General features: G+C 68.9%; 9 protein-coding genes and 2 pseudogenes. 6 read left to right on the top strand and 5 right to left on the bottom strand.

The annotated features are described in order from the left end of the window. Positions 1-471 precede the first annotated feature (471 nt). From ACFV8T_RS30195 to abc-f, 3 genes are all read right to left on the bottom strand, one after another. Positions 472-1,761, bottom strand: coding sequence for an erythromycin esterase family protein (locus ACFV8T_RS30195; protein ID WP_385333707.1), 1,290 nt, complete (start codon positions 1,759-1,761; stop codon positions 472-474). A 126-nt stretch (positions 1,762-1,887) separates the two neighbouring features. Further along, positions 1,888-2,559 carry a CatB-related O-acetyltransferase gene (locus ACFV8T_RS30190; protein ID WP_385333705.1) on the bottom strand — a complete coding sequence of 224 codons (672 nt, stop codon included), beginning with the start codon at positions 2,557-2,559 and terminating at the stop codon, positions 1,888-1,890. A 43-nt stretch (positions 2,560-2,602) separates the two neighbouring features. After that, positions 2,603-4,222: a ribosomal protection-like ABC-F family protein gene (gene abc-f / locus ACFV8T_RS30185; RefSeq protein ID WP_385333703.1), complete on the bottom strand. Its 1,620-nt coding sequence runs from the start codon at positions 4,220-4,222 to the stop codon at positions 2,603-2,605. 153 nt (positions 4,223-4,375) lie between these two features. On the opposite strand from abc-f, the gene ACFV8T_RS30180 reads away from it, so the two are divergent. Both ACFV8T_RS30180 and ACFV8T_RS30175 read left to right on the top strand, forming a co-directional pair. Then, complete coding sequence (locus ACFV8T_RS30180; protein ID WP_385333700.1) at positions 4,376-5,023, top strand: TetR/AcrR family transcriptional regulator; 648 nt, start codon at positions 4,376-4,378, stop codon at positions 5,021-5,023. A gap of 528 nt (positions 5,024-5,551) precedes the next feature. Then, complete coding sequence (locus ACFV8T_RS30175) at positions 5,552-6,160, top strand: signal peptidase II (RefSeq protein ID WP_385333698.1); 609 nt, start codon at positions 5,552-5,554, stop codon at positions 6,158-6,160. 57 nt (positions 6,161-6,217) lie between these two features. Here the strand turns inward: ACFV8T_RS30175 and ACFV8T_RS30170 are convergent. Both ACFV8T_RS30170 and ACFV8T_RS30165 read right to left on the bottom strand, forming a co-directional pair. Further along, positions 6,218-6,430 (bottom strand): annotated as a pseudogene (locus tag ACFV8T_RS30170) (prolipoprotein diacylglyceryl transferase); the annotation flags it as partial. A 159-nt stretch (positions 6,431-6,589) separates the two neighbouring features. Continuing rightward, positions 6,590-6,742 (bottom strand): annotated as a pseudogene (locus tag ACFV8T_RS30165) (transposase); the annotation flags it as partial. A gap of 1,094 nt (positions 6,743-7,836) precedes the next feature. On the opposite strand from ACFV8T_RS30165, the gene ACFV8T_RS30160 reads away from it, so the two are divergent. From ACFV8T_RS30160 to ACFV8T_RS30145, 4 genes are all read left to right on the top strand, one after another. Continuing rightward, the gene (locus ACFV8T_RS30160; RefSeq protein ID WP_385333695.1) at positions 7,837-9,417 is read left to right on the top strand and encodes an alpha/beta hydrolase; all 1,581 of its coding nucleotides are present in this window, start codon (positions 7,837-7,839) and stop codon (positions 9,415-9,417) included. A gap of 469 nt (positions 9,418-9,886) precedes the next feature. After that, the gene (locus ACFV8T_RS30155) at positions 9,887-11,092 is read left to right on the top strand and encodes an NAD(P)/FAD-dependent oxidoreductase (protein ID WP_385333693.1); all 1,206 of its coding nucleotides are present in this window, start codon (positions 9,887-9,889) and stop codon (positions 11,090-11,092) included. A 148-nt stretch (positions 11,093-11,240) separates the two neighbouring features. Further along, entirely contained in the window at positions 11,241-12,137 is an 897-nt protein-coding gene (locus ACFV8T_RS30150; protein WP_385333690.1) for an RNA polymerase sigma-70 factor, read from the top strand. Positions 12,138-12,532: 395 nt separating this feature from the next. After that, positions 12,533-12,940, top strand: coding sequence for a YciI family protein (locus tag ACFV8T_RS30145; protein ID WP_385333687.1), 408 nt, complete (start codon positions 12,533-12,535; stop codon positions 12,938-12,940).

Genomic DNA, 12,940 nt, shown 5'->3' with positions numbered 1-12,940 from the left:
AAGGGGTAGTCGGCGATGTCGACGAGTTCGAAATCCGCGTCCCGGCGTGAGCGGGCGGTCTTGTCGATCCATTCGGCTATCTGCGGACACGGCCGGGACGGGTAGAACCGACGATGATGCCGATGTTGGTCATGGCTGTCTCCGGTGTGCGCTGCGAGTCAAGGAAGGGCAGAAGCAACGTGGTTGAGCACGGTAGAACCCACCGTGCCCAGATCCGGCCGGTGACGATGTCGCATCGGGTGAAGGCGCCCGCTACGGGCCTCGGTCGGCGGCGATGGACCCGGCAGCGCCGTCCGCGAGGCTCACCCACTGCCGTTCATGAGGCGCACTGGATGCTCGACGGACCCGCCGTTCGCCCCGCGCCGCAGCACGGCGTGCAGCACGGCGTGCAGCACGGCGTGCAGCATGACGTCGGTGATGGCCGGCGGCCGCCCACGGTGGCGTCCGTGCGAGAGGCGGAGGCCGGGATCCTCAGATCTGGATGTGCCCGGCGACGGTGGAGGCCGGGGTGTTGAGGATGGCGTCGAACGCGTCGAGGACGGGAGTGTGTACGTAGGCGCTCTGTATCCGGATGCGGTCGGGCCCCGGAGCGTGGCCGGCGTCGTCATGGGCCTCCGCCTGGCGGAGATCGGCGATGGCGAGCCCGAGTCCGGCGTCGGCGAAGGCGGCTTCGACGCTCCCCGGCTCGGGCGGCTCCAGCGCGGTGGTGTCGATGGTGAAACCGAAGCGTGCGTTCTCGTCGCGGCTCATGTCCGCGGTGTGTCCAGTGACGCTCGTCAGGCCGAGGGCGACGTACTCGTCGCCGAGTACGCGGTGCAGGTGCTGTCCCATCGGGAGCCCCGTGAGGTGGCCGTCGAAGGAGACCGGTGTTTTCTGGATGTGGGCGTTGTGAGCCGCCAGCACGATGCGGGTGCCGGGTTCGAAGCGCTCCAGGTGCCAGCGGACCGACTCGGCCATGTAGACGTCCCGGGCCGAGGTGTCGGCGGTCAGCCCTTTGCCGGCGAACAGGTCGGCCATGGCGCGGAAGGTGTAGTCGCCGTGGCAGGCGCCTTCGAGGCGTCGCAGGGCGATGTCGTAGCTGTGCTGGTCGCCGCGGGAGACGTAGAGCGGTTCCACGGAGCGGAACCGGATGAGCAGGCGCGTCAGGATCGCGCTGAGGGCGTCCTGTTCGGCGGTGGCCAGGCGTGCCCACGCGGGCGCGGCGTCGGCACCGGAGCCACCGGCGAACGATTCGGCGATCCGTATCGCGGTCCTGACCGCGGGCAGGGCTTCGGGATCGATGTGCCGCAGGTAGTCGGCGACCGGGGTCAGGGCGGGAAGCAAGGACCCACCGGCCGCCGGGATGTCGATGCCGGCGAAACGCACCGGTGGGGAAGCGGTGCGGTTATGTCGGCGCATCCAGCGCAGCGGCTCGTCTACTCCCACGGGGATCGATGTGGCGAGGTGGGCCGACAGGTCATTGTCCGTCTCCTCACCCTGGGCCCATGCGTCGAGGGAGAAGCCTTCGCTGAAGCCGTATTCGAAGGCCAGGACGGTGAAGCCACAGCGTTCGACCAGGAACCGCAGGATGCGCTCCCGCATGGCTGCGAACTCGTCGATGAAGTGGGAGTTCTCACCGATCGCGACGACGCGGGCTTCGCCGATGATGGTGCGGAGCGGCTCCAGGTCATCCAGCGGCGCCTCACGGTCGAGGTGGGTGAGGGGGACGGCATGGGCTCGAAGCCAGTCGGCGAACGGGTTGTGAGGAGACGGAGCAGGCATGCTGACAGCTCGATTCTCGGTGTTGGAATGTGTATGGATCGCCGGTACGACGGCAGGGCACAGCGCGATGCGGATGATCTCTGCGGGGCACTGGCCGGCCGTTCAATGGCCCGTGGTGGTGCGGGTCTATGGCTCTTGACGTGGCCTTTCCGGGTGCCCGGCCGCGGCGTTCTCCAGGTCGTCGATGCTGCCGGACATGATCGTGCGCATGTGTTCGGTGATGTGCTGGAGCGGCCAGTCCCACCAGGCCAGGGCCAGGAGGCGGTCGACGTCCGCGTCGCTGTAGCGGCGGCGGAGGAGACGGGCGGGGTTGCCGCCGACGATGGAGTAGTCGGGGACGTCGTCGACGACGACGGAACCGGAAGCGATGACCGCTCCGTGTCCGATGCGGACGCCGGGCATCACCAGGGACCGGTAGCCGAGCCAGACGTCGTTACCCACCACGGTGTCCCCCCGCCCGGTCAGGCCGGTGATGAGGTCGAAGTGCTGGGCCCAGGAACCGCCCATGATCGGAAAGGGGAACGTCGAGGGGCCGTCCATGCGGTGGTTGGCACCGTTCATGATGAACCGCACGCCCTCGCCCAGGGCGCAGAACTTCCCGATAACCAGCTTTTCCGGCCCGTAGTGGTACAGCACATTGCGGGTCTCGAAGGCGATCGGATCATCTGGATCGTCGTAGTAGGAGAACTCTCCGACCTCGATCAGCGGCGAGGTGACCAGCGGCTTCAGCAGTACCACCCGCGGCTGCTCGGGCATGGGATGTACCACGGTCGGATCGGCGGGAACAGGCAGCGTCATGTATTGCGTCCTTTCTGCATGGGTGTTCGAGATCTCGGGGGCGTCAGGCCCTGGCGGCGGACGACTCGGTCGCCCGCATGGCCAGGCGGGCGCCCCGCCAGCGTCGGCGCAGCCGTCGATCGTGGCTGACGATGACGAGGGCGCCGTCGTAGTCGGCCAGGGCGGTTTCCAGTTCCTCGACGAGAGCGGGCGACAGATGGTTGGTGGGTTCGTCGAGCAGCAGGACCTCGGACGGCTCGCTGAGCAAACGTGCCAGGGCGAGACGCTGCGCCTGCCCGGTGGACAGTCGGCCGACCGGCACCGTGAGCTGGTCGCGGTCGAACAGGCCGAGGGACAGCAGCCGTTCGGCGTGCCCGGCGGCGTCCCCGGCCCGGCCGCGGGCGAACGCGGCCAGCACCGTCTCGTCCGGCTCCCCGGGCTGCGGCTCCTGGGGGAGGTAGCCGATCCTGCCGCGCCGGGTGACGCTCCCGCTGTGGGGAGCGATGTCCCCGGCCAGAGCGCGGAGCAGAGTGCTCTTGCCCGCTCCGTTCGGCCCCGTGATCAGCAGGCGTTCGCCCGCCGCGACGGTGAGGCTCGTACGGTCGAGTCGGCCCGTGACGGCGATGCCTGCGGCGTCGAGGACGGCACCCTCCAGGCGGCGGGTGCGCAGTACCGGGGTGAAGTGCAGCGGCTCCGGCGGAGGCGGGACCGGGTCGGCGAGCAGGCGGCGCAGCCGTTCCTCGGCGTTGCGAACCCGGCTGGCCAGGGACTGCTGCACTCGGCCGCCCGCCCGGTCGTAGGCCATCTTGTTACCGTCCTTCATCGGACGGCCGGGGGCCACCTGGCGGGCGGTGGTCGCGGCGGCCTCGCGAAGCCGGTCGGTGTCGGCCCGCCACTGGTCGTGTGCCTGGGCCCAGCGCTGCCGGGCGGCGGCTTTCTCAGCGAGGTAGCCGGTGTAGCCGTTGCCGTACCGGACGACGCGGCGCCGGTCGGCGTCCACCTCCAGCAAGCTGGTCGCGACACGTTCGAGGAAGACCCGGTCGTGGGAGACCGCCACCGTGGTGCCGCGGCGGGCGCGGAGATGTTCCTCCAGCCAGGTCAGGGCGCCGTCGTCGAGGTGATTGGTCGGCTCGTCCAGCAGCAGCACCTCCGGCGCGGCCGCCAGGACGGCCGCCAGCCGCAGCCTGACCCGCTCTCCGCCGGACAGGCTGCCCACGGTACGGTCACGGCCCACCAGCCCCAGGCCGAGGCCGTGCAGGGCACGTTCCACCCGGGCGTCGGCGTCGTAGCCGCCGCGCAGTTCGAAGACCGTCATCAGTTCGCCGTACTCGGCCAGGCCCGACGCGTCGCCGTCGGCCATCGCAGCCTCAAGACGCCGCATGCGCCGCTCGACGGCGCGCAGGTCACTCAGGGCGCGGTCGATGATCTGCTGGACGGTCGCCTGCGGGTCTGTCCGCTCGTCCTGGGCGAGATAGCCGACACCGCCGGCGGCCTGGACAACGACCTCACCCTCATCGGGCTGTTCGCGCCCGGCGAGCAGGCGCAACAGGGTGGTCTTGCCGGATCCGTTCTCTCCGACGATCCCGGTGCGCTCGCCGGCGGCGAGCGAGCAGGTCACCGCATCAAGGACGGGCCTGCCATTGAAGGACTTGCTGACGGCGAGCACGGTGATCTGGGTAGGCATGCGGAGACTCCAAAACATTCGAGAACGAGGCGGCCGTCAAGGGCCGCGCGGCCGGGCGAACGCTTCGGAAGAGCATCGATCACTCCACTAGTGCGACAACTGATGCTTTAAGATGTTGCCATAGCGTCGATCCCCTGAGCAAAGGGAATACCAGTGACTACTCCCACAGGCCCAGAACCGGAAGGCACCAGGTCGCCACCCCTGCGCCGCCCCGGGGGCCGCACCGCCCGTATCCGTACGCAGGTGCTCGACGCAGTCCTCGCGGAGCTCGGCGAACACGGTTATGACGGGCTCACCACGGACACCGTCGCCGCCCGCGCCGGCGTGCACCGCACAACGGTGTACCGGCGCTGGGGGGACGTCGGCGGGCTGCTCGCCGATGTCCTCGACGCGGCGAGCGACGACGACTGGCAACCACCGGACACCGGCTCACTGGAAGGCGACCTGGCAGCGCTGAACCAGGAGATCCAAGCAGCCCTGACTGCACAGCCACCGATCGTGGCAGCTCTGATCGCCGCCTCGTTCCGCTCCGAGAAGGCCGCCCACGCCCAACAGCGGCTCTGGGAGGACCGATACGCCCGCTGCGAGATCGTCGTCAGCCGGGCCGTCCGACGCGCCGAACTCCCACCGCACACCGCCGCTCGGCGACTGCTCATCGCCGCCACCGCGCCCCTGTACCACGAGCTGGTACTCCTCCGCACGCCAATCGACCCGCAACTGCCCGGCCATGCAGCCAGAACCGCCGCCCTCGCCGCAGCCGCCGGTGCCTTCGCCGAGCCCCCGTCAGCACGCGACACCTGAGTGAGAATTCACCACTGTCCCGAGCCAGAGGCTCTCTTGCAGTACGTGTCGACTTCGCCGAGGATCTCGTACTGGACGATCCTGCCTACAGGGGATCGGTCGCTCGCCGTACGCCCGGTATCCGACCCGCACCACGAACGTGCATGGCGAAGAGGCGTGCGTCAGCGACCTCGCCGAGTACTTCGATGAGACCGTCGATGCCTCGAATACCACCACGCCGACGTGCTCACCGCCCGGACCTCACCTGGAGCAACGGCCGCTGGATCGCCCACCCCGACCAATATCTACCGCGTCTTGCTCACCCGCGGCACCCACAGCACCCGCATCCACGCCACTGACCGCGAAACCCAGAAATTCCTCGGCCAACTCATCAGCCCAGCCTCCACCAGCTGACACAAGCAGCCCAAAACCTCCTCGCGCCACGTTCGGTGACGGTGTTCCAGCCCTTCGAGAGCCGCCCGTCACACCAGAGGTGCGTAGCGGCGTGGCGGCGTGCGGGGGTTCATCGGTCACGCGTAGAGCGTACAGATGACCCTCGCCTGGGAAGGCGGAGAAGACATCGCAGGAGGGGCCGCGCCGATAGTCTCAGGAATCTTGGTTCAGATATCGCTACGCACGGAGGTCATGATGATGCGGTTGGAGCGGGGCTCAAGCCGACTGTACGGCGTGATGCTCATGCTGGCGGCGGTGGTTCTGCTCACGGACCAGCTCACCAAACTGTGGGCGGTCTCCGCGTTGTCCGACAGCGAGCGCCTCGCCGTGATCCCCCCTCTGATCCACTTCCGGCTGATGTACAACGCTGGCGCCGCGTTCTCCATGGGCACCGAGGCGACATGGGTGTTCACCCTGGCGGCGGCAGCGGCAGTGGTCGGCATCCTCTACACCGCACGCCGACTGGCCTCTGCGGGCTGGGCGCTCGTGCTGGGCGCGCTGCTCGGCGGTGCGGTATCCCACCTGGGCGACCGGCTCTTCCGTGAGCCCGGCTTGGCCCGCGGGCATGTTGTGGACTTCATCGACTACGGCCCGTTCGTGGGTAACGTCGCCGACATCGCGCTCGTCTGCGGGTGCGTCGCGTTGGTGCTGCTCAGCCTGCGTGGTGTGCAGCTCGCCAAGGTGCCGGGCGAAGAATCCGCCTAGCTTCACGAGCGGGCCAGGTGTGCAGTCGCCGGACCCATGTCGCTGGTGCCGCCGGTGATGAGGATGATCTATCACGACAAGGCAGGCGATGGCGCCGAGGAAGACCACGGCAGAGGTCCAGTTGTTCAGGCGCAGGCCGAGGAACGTACGGGACTCGTCGATGCACAGGTACTCGGTTCAGAACCGGCCGGCCGTGTAGGCGTGGAGGAGGGGATGTTCAGTTCCCGGAGTACGGGCTCGACCCCCAGATGCGGGTGCTCGTCGACGAGCGCCGTCACCTGGGCCGGGTCGGGTCGAGCTGGGCCGCGAAAACAACCGAGGCTGTCCGCAGGACCTCGTTCGCCCGGCGAAGTTCCCGCACCTCGCGCCGCAGCTGGGCGAGCTCGTCCTTCTCCTCGCTGGCGAGCAGGTCGTCCGCTCGCCGGCGTCGGCCTCGGCCTGCCGGATCCAGTTGCGCAGGGCCTCGTGGTGCACGCCGAGCTCCTCGGCCATGCGGCGGATCACGGGCTTCGGCTCGGCGGTCCGGTACATCCGCACCGCCCGCTCACGCAACTCCAGCGGGTACTTCCTCGGCGCAGGCATCGTCCGGGCTCCTCTCATGAGACCCATCTGACCTTCTGTCACCCATCCCCGCATCTCGGGGGAACCTCAGAGAGTCGCCTGGCGTCTTCCAACGCCGGGTTCTGCAGCCGCTGATTACGAACCATCGGGCGGCTTCAACCTTACGAGACATCAACAGGGGTTCACGCGGTTCACCCATCCAGCCTTTCCCTCACCTGTCGTTCCCCGATGGCCAGGGAACCCTTGGGCTTGAACGCTCAGCTTCACACCCCGCCGTTAACTGGCAACGCATGTGAGCGCGGGAACCGATTTCGGACACTGATCCGGGGTCAGCACAGTTCTCCTCCCATCGTGGCTTTCCCACTTAACGTGTGCGACTTCGTGTCGCACCTTCAGCCTGTTGAAACAGCGCTCGACAGCATTGCGGAACTTGCGGAGCTGCGTATCGGAGGCCGGGGGCCTGCCGCTGTGACCATCCCGGTTGCGGCGGTTGGCCCTTGAGCCGGAGCGCTCCCGGATGGTGTGGGCGATGCCGCGTCTGAGCAGACGTGCGCGGATCTTGCGGGAGCCGTGGTTCTTCTCAGCCCTTGTCGCGCAGAACGTGGTCGGGCCGGGTGCGCCGGCGGCCCGGATCGGGGCGCGCGATGCGGAGTATGTCCATCACCGCGTCCAACTCCGCCTGCACCACCCGGACCATCCGTGTGTCGGTATCCGAGAGCTCAGGACGACGCACCCGTGCTCTGCGCGATCCCCTCGACCCGCATTGGAGACAGGCCGTAGGACCACTGACGTATGCGCACAGTACTGCCGAAAGACGATGACGCGGCGTCAGATGTGGTGAAAGGCTGGCCCGCATGACGAGAACAGCCGGGGCAGCGGGTGGCTGCGGGCGCGCTCCGCGTTCCCTGACCCCTTTGTGCGGCCACGCCGGCCCGATCCGCCCCGCTGACGGGCCGGGCCGGACAAGCCGGTATCCGGGCGTGCGGTCCAGGCGCCGGAGTCTCGGGGCCAAGGTCCGATGCAGCCCCGGACGGGTCGGGCCGGGCCGCCACGCTCTGCTCGCCCTTGCCACCACCTTCTGCCCCGCCGCCTCACGCACCACTCAAGGAGACCGTGTGACCACCATCAGCACAGCCGTGCGCCGCGCATCGGCCGTGGGCCTCGCCCTCACCGCCTGCTTCACCGCGCTGCCCGGCGCGACGGCGACAGCAGCGGGCCGCGACGGCGCTGCGGTGTCGGCCGGGGCGGGCCTCGACCGCTTTTACCACCAGCGCCTCGACTGGCGCAGTTGCGTCCTGGGCCCGGACGATGCCGCGGGTCGTGATCTGGAGAAGGCCGGTGCACGCTGCGCCGACGTGACCGTCCCACTCGACTACGCCGATCCCCGGGGCCGTACCCTCAAGGTCGCGATTTCGCGGCTCGCTGCCACCGACACCCGTCACCGGGTCGGCTCGCTGTTGTTCAACCCCGGAGGACCGGGCGGGCCCGCCCTCGGCTACGCCCCGCTCATTCGCCAGATGATGAAGGAGACCGGTGCACGCTACGACGTCATCGGCTTCGACCCGCGTTTCGTCGGCCGCAGCGCCCCGCTCGACTGCGACTGGCCCGTCGGTTCCTCCATGTTCTCGGCCGGTCAAGGCCGGGCGGGCTTCGAGCGCCAGGTCGCCCTGCAGAAGGACCTGGCCGACAGGTGCCGGGCGACCAACGCGTCCGTACTGCCGTACGTCACCACCCGCAACACGGCCCGCGACATGGACGTCATCCGGGGCACACTCGGCGAGCGCAAGATCTCCTACCTGGGCTGGTCCTACGGCACCTACCTGGGCACGGTCTACACCCAGATGTTCCCCCGTCGCTACGACCGGGTGGTCCTCGACGGGGCACTGGATCCGCGCCGCTACAACCCGCGGCTGATGCGCGGCGTGGAGCGCGAGAACGATCAGGCCCTCGCCGACTGGGCCACCTGGGCGGCGCAGCGACACAGCGCCTACGGTCTCGGCCGAACGCGCGGACAGGTGCTCGCCACGATCGACCGCGTCGTCGCGACCTCCGCGCGCCACCCCCTGACCATCGGCACCGGCGCGGATACGTTCCGGCTCGACGACACCCAGGTGCCCTTCGTGGTCTTCTCCGGAACCGCCGACGACACCGATGAGGCACGGGCTGCGGCCGGGGAGCAGATGTCCGTGCTCGCAAGGGCTGCAGCGGGTCAACCCACCCAGCTGTCGCCGCAGTTCGCCGCGATGCTGCGGGGCACGCTCACCGACCAGGGATCACGCAACGGCAGTGTGCAGTCCGCCATCCTCTGCGGCGATGTCTCCGTGCCTCGCAACCCCGAGAGCTATTGGCGGGACATCGAACGCAGCCGGGCCACGCACGCGCTGTTCGGCCCTCTCACCAACAACATAGGGCCGTGCGCCTTCTGGGACCGGCCCCGCGAGAGGCCCACCCAGGTGCGTCGCGACACCCCCGCGCTGATCGTGGCCGCCACCGGTGACCCGCGCACCCCGTACACGGGCAGCGTGGCACTGCACAACCTGCTGCCGAGCTCCAAGCTGCTCACTCTCAAGGGTGCCAACCGGCACGCGATCTACGGCCAGTACGGCAACGCCTGCGTGGACAATGAGGTCAACCGGTACCTGGCCACAGGAAAGCTGCCCGCACGGGACCGGACCTGCCTCAAGCAGAGCCGCTGACCGCCCGTCGCCGCTCCGTGTCGGTCCCCGAGCGCACGCCGGCGGGCCGGGGCTTCAACGGGGCGGCGACCTCGTACTTCACTACGGCTGCGGTGCAGTCCGTGTCGAATGCCTCCAGCACGCTTCGTGTCCCAGCGCTGCGACGACGGTCCACCGCCACGTCCGCGAAGCAACAGAGGTCAAGGCCCACGCCACCATGTGGCCGATCAGATCGATGGCGTGCAGTGCGTACGTGGTGGGCCACTACAGCTTCGCCACCTCCGTCCCGCACAAGGGGCTGCGAATCAGAGTGATCCTGATGCTGCGGTCCGAGTACCTGCTGAGCAGATGAGGGCGCCGGTGACGCCCCGCAGTCGGGCCGGAATCCGTCCGGGCTGCCACACCCATGAAGTGACCTGCCTCACATGCTGTCACAGGGGTCGATCAGGCGGTGTCTTTAGGCCGAACGCCTGGAACCGGAGGAGACACCATGACTGAGAACACCGATGTGGTCGTGATCGGCGGCGGATACGCCGGCGTCATGGCGGCCAATCGTCTGACGCAGCGCGGCGACGTGACCGTGACGCTGATCAACCCCCGCCCGTCCTTTGTCCATCGGGTCCGCCTGCACCAACTGGTGGGTGGGTCCGACGACGCGGTCGTCGACTACCGAGAGGTCCTGGGCGAGCGCGTCCGTCTGATGGTCGACACCGTGACCCGGATCGGCGCGGCCGAGGGCAACGTGACGTTGGCGAGCGGCGGCACGGTCGGCTACGACTATCTGGTTTACGCGGTGGGCAGTGGCAGCGCCGAACCGCGCGTGCCCGGGGCGGACGAGTTCGCCTACCCGATCGCCACCCTGGAGGAGGCGGGGCTGCTGCGGCCGGTCCTCGACGCCGCGCCCGCGACGGCCGCGGTGACAGTGGTCGGAGCCGGTCCGACCGGCATCGAGACCGCCGCCGAGCTGGCGGAGGCGGGCCGCACCGTGACCCTGCTCTGCGGAGGGGTGCTCGGCCCGTACCTGCACCCGCGGGGCCGACGCTCGGTCGCCAGGCGGCTGACCAAGCTCGGTGTGACCGTGCTCGACGGCCCCGACACGAAGGTGACGGCGGTGACCCGCGATGCTGTGCAGCTCAGCGGCGGCCGCGAGCTGCCGAGCGCGGTGACCATCTGGACCGCAGGGTTCGGCGTGCCGGACCTGGCCGTGCGCAGCGGGCTGAGCACCGACGCCCTGGGCCGCCTGCTCACGGACGAGACGTTGACCAGCGTGGACGACGTACGCATCGTCGCGGCCGGCGACTCGGCGGCGCCGTCGGACCTGCCGCTGCGGATGAGCTGCCAGGCCGCGATGCCTCTGGGCGCGCGGGCCGCCGACACGGTGCTCAGCCGGATCGCGGGTGAGCAGCCCACGCCTCTCAATCAGGCGTTCGCCGCCCAGTGCATCAGCCTGGGCCGACGCGACGGTATCTTCCAGTTCGCCCACAGCCACGACGTCGCGTTGTGGTTCCACATCGACGGGCGCCCTGGCGCGAAACTCAAGGAGCTCGTGTGCAAGGGCATCGTCAAGCACATGGCCGACGAGGCAGGCAAGCCCGGTTCGTACCGCTTGCACCGCGTCTCGGGAAGTGGCAGGCGCCGTCAACTGCTGCAGGCCGGCCGCGGCGAGGCGCCGGCCACCGCTGAGCGGACTGTCTAGCGTCATGCGCCGGGTGGCGTCCCGCTCTCAATCGCACAGACCGGGTGAGTCAGAGTCCAACAGCACCGATATGGAAGGACCTTGCTGTGGATGCAAGCTTGAAGGCGGTCGGCAACCAGGGCCGGCCGCGAGGGAAGGGGGTCGGGATATGAGCGTCCACGTCACCGACCCGGCGACCGAGACTTTCGTCGCCCACCACAACCTGCTCTTCACCGTCGCCTACGAGATGCTCGGATCGGCGGCCGACGCCGAGGACGTCCTCCAGGAAACCTGGCTGCGGTGGGTCAAGGTCGACCTGGCGCAGGTGCTCGACCACCGCGCGTACCTGGTCCGGATCACGACCCGGCAGGCACTCAACCGGCTACGCACCATGAAACGCCGCAAGGAGGCGTACGTCGGCCCCTGGTTGCCCGAGCCGCTGCTCACCGCGCCGGACGTGGCCCAGGACGCCGAGCTCGCCGAGAGTGTGTCGATGGCGATGATGCTCGTCCTCGAGACACTGTCGCCGACCGAACGCGCCGTCTTCGTGCTGCGCGAGGTGTTCGATGTCGGCTACGACGACATCGCGGCCGCCGTCGACAAGAGCCCTGCGGCCGTTCGTCAGATCGCGCACCGCGCCCGCCTGCACGTAGATTCCCGTCGTCCCCGCAAAGTGGTCTCCCCGCGCGAGACCCGGGCGGCCCTGGAGTCGTTCCAGCGCGTACTCGAGACCGGGGACCTGCAGGGCCTCCTTGACGTGCTCGCCCCCGATGTCGTCTTCGTGGGCGACGGCGGCGGCATCAAGCAGGCCGCACTGCGGCCGACCATCGGCGCCAACAAGGTGGCCCGCTACATGGTCGGTGCTCTCGGCAAGAACAACCGCCCGATCACTGTCGCTCCCACCGTGGTCAACGGCAACCCGGCTCTCCTCGTACGCCTGGCCGGAGAGGTCGACGGTGTCATGGCGGTCCATGTCGAGAACGACCTCATCACCGGCATCTACTACGTCCGCAACCCCGAGAAGCTGAACCGTGTCGACTCCGAGACCCCACTCACCGTGCGATGACCACAGACGGCGAAACAGCCACTCGGGGACGTTGTCCATCGGAAGCGGGCGGCCTCGTCGAAGCCGTTCAGGGCCGCACCAAGTCGCCCATGGGGCCATTTCATCGCGGATCGGTGGCATCGGTCCGAGTGCGCCACGACGCGCCAGGACATCGCGTAATGACGTGCGCGAGGCCTTCTCTTGATTCAGTTGCCCGGTCGCTGCCGATCTTGGACGGCCTCGCTCCGTGTCCGCCCTCGCACCGTGCCGTGGCACCGGACATCGCGAGACGGCTCACCCGAGTTCATCCACGAGAGCAAAAGACGGACGGTGATGATGTCGAGAACCCGTCACCGGCTCCGTCCCTGCAATGAACGCGGCCACAATGGGTCGCACCAGCACCGAGGAGAACCACCATGGCGAAGTACTTGCTGCTCAAGCACTACCGCGGCGCCCCGGCTCCGGTCAACGACGTACCCATGGACAAATGGACGCCTGAGGAGATCTCGGCCCACATGCAGTACATGCAGGACTTCGCGGACCGGCTCGAGGGGACCGGTGAGTTCGTCGACGGCCAGGCGCTCGCTCCCGAGGGGACGTTCGTCCGGTACGACGGCGTCGGTCGCCCACCGGTCACCGACGGCCCGTTCGCCGAGACCAAGGACCTCATCGCCGGTTGGATGGTGATCGACGTCGACAGCTACGAGCGGGCCATCGAGCTGGCCGGAGAACTGTCGGCCGCCCCTGGGGCGGGCGGGAAGCCGATCCACGAGTGGCTCGAGGTACGGCCGTTCCTGGGCGCGTCGGCCACCATCACGGACTGA

This window comes from Streptomyces sp. NPDC059832 (assembly GCF_042731715.1).
Lineage (GTDB): Bacteria > Actinomycetota > Actinomycetes > Streptomycetales > Streptomycetaceae > Streptomyces.
The sequence above is the reverse complement of the archived record's forward strand: the minus strand, read 5'-3'. Positions and strand labels throughout refer to the sequence as shown.

Coding starts and splice junctions, on each gene's coding strand:
- ACFV8T_RS30190 (WP_385333705.1), bottom strand. CDS start 2,559: ATGACGCTGCCTGTTCCCGCCGATCCGACCGTGGTACATCCCATGCCC.
- ACFV8T_RS30145 (WP_385333687.1), top strand. CDS start 12,533: ATGGCGAAGTACTTGCTGCTCAAGCACTACCGCGGCGCCCCGGCTCCG.
- ACFV8T_RS30155 (WP_385333693.1), top strand. CDS start 9,887: ATGACTGAGAACACCGATGTGGTCGTGATCGGCGGCGGATACGCCGGC.
- ACFV8T_RS30175 (WP_385333698.1), top strand. CDS start 5,552: ATGACCCTCGCCTGGGAAGGCGGAGAAGACATCGCAGGAGGGGCCGCG.
- ACFV8T_RS30150 (WP_385333690.1), top strand. CDS start 11,241: ATGAGCGTCCACGTCACCGACCCGGCGACCGAGACTTTCGTCGCCCAC.
- abc-f (WP_385333703.1), bottom strand. CDS start 4,222: ATGCCTACCCAGATCACCGTGCTCGCCGTCAGCAAGTCCTTCAATGGC.
- ACFV8T_RS30195 (WP_385333707.1), bottom strand. CDS start 1,761: ATGCCTGCTCCGTCTCCTCACAACCCGTTCGCCGACTGGCTTCGAGCC.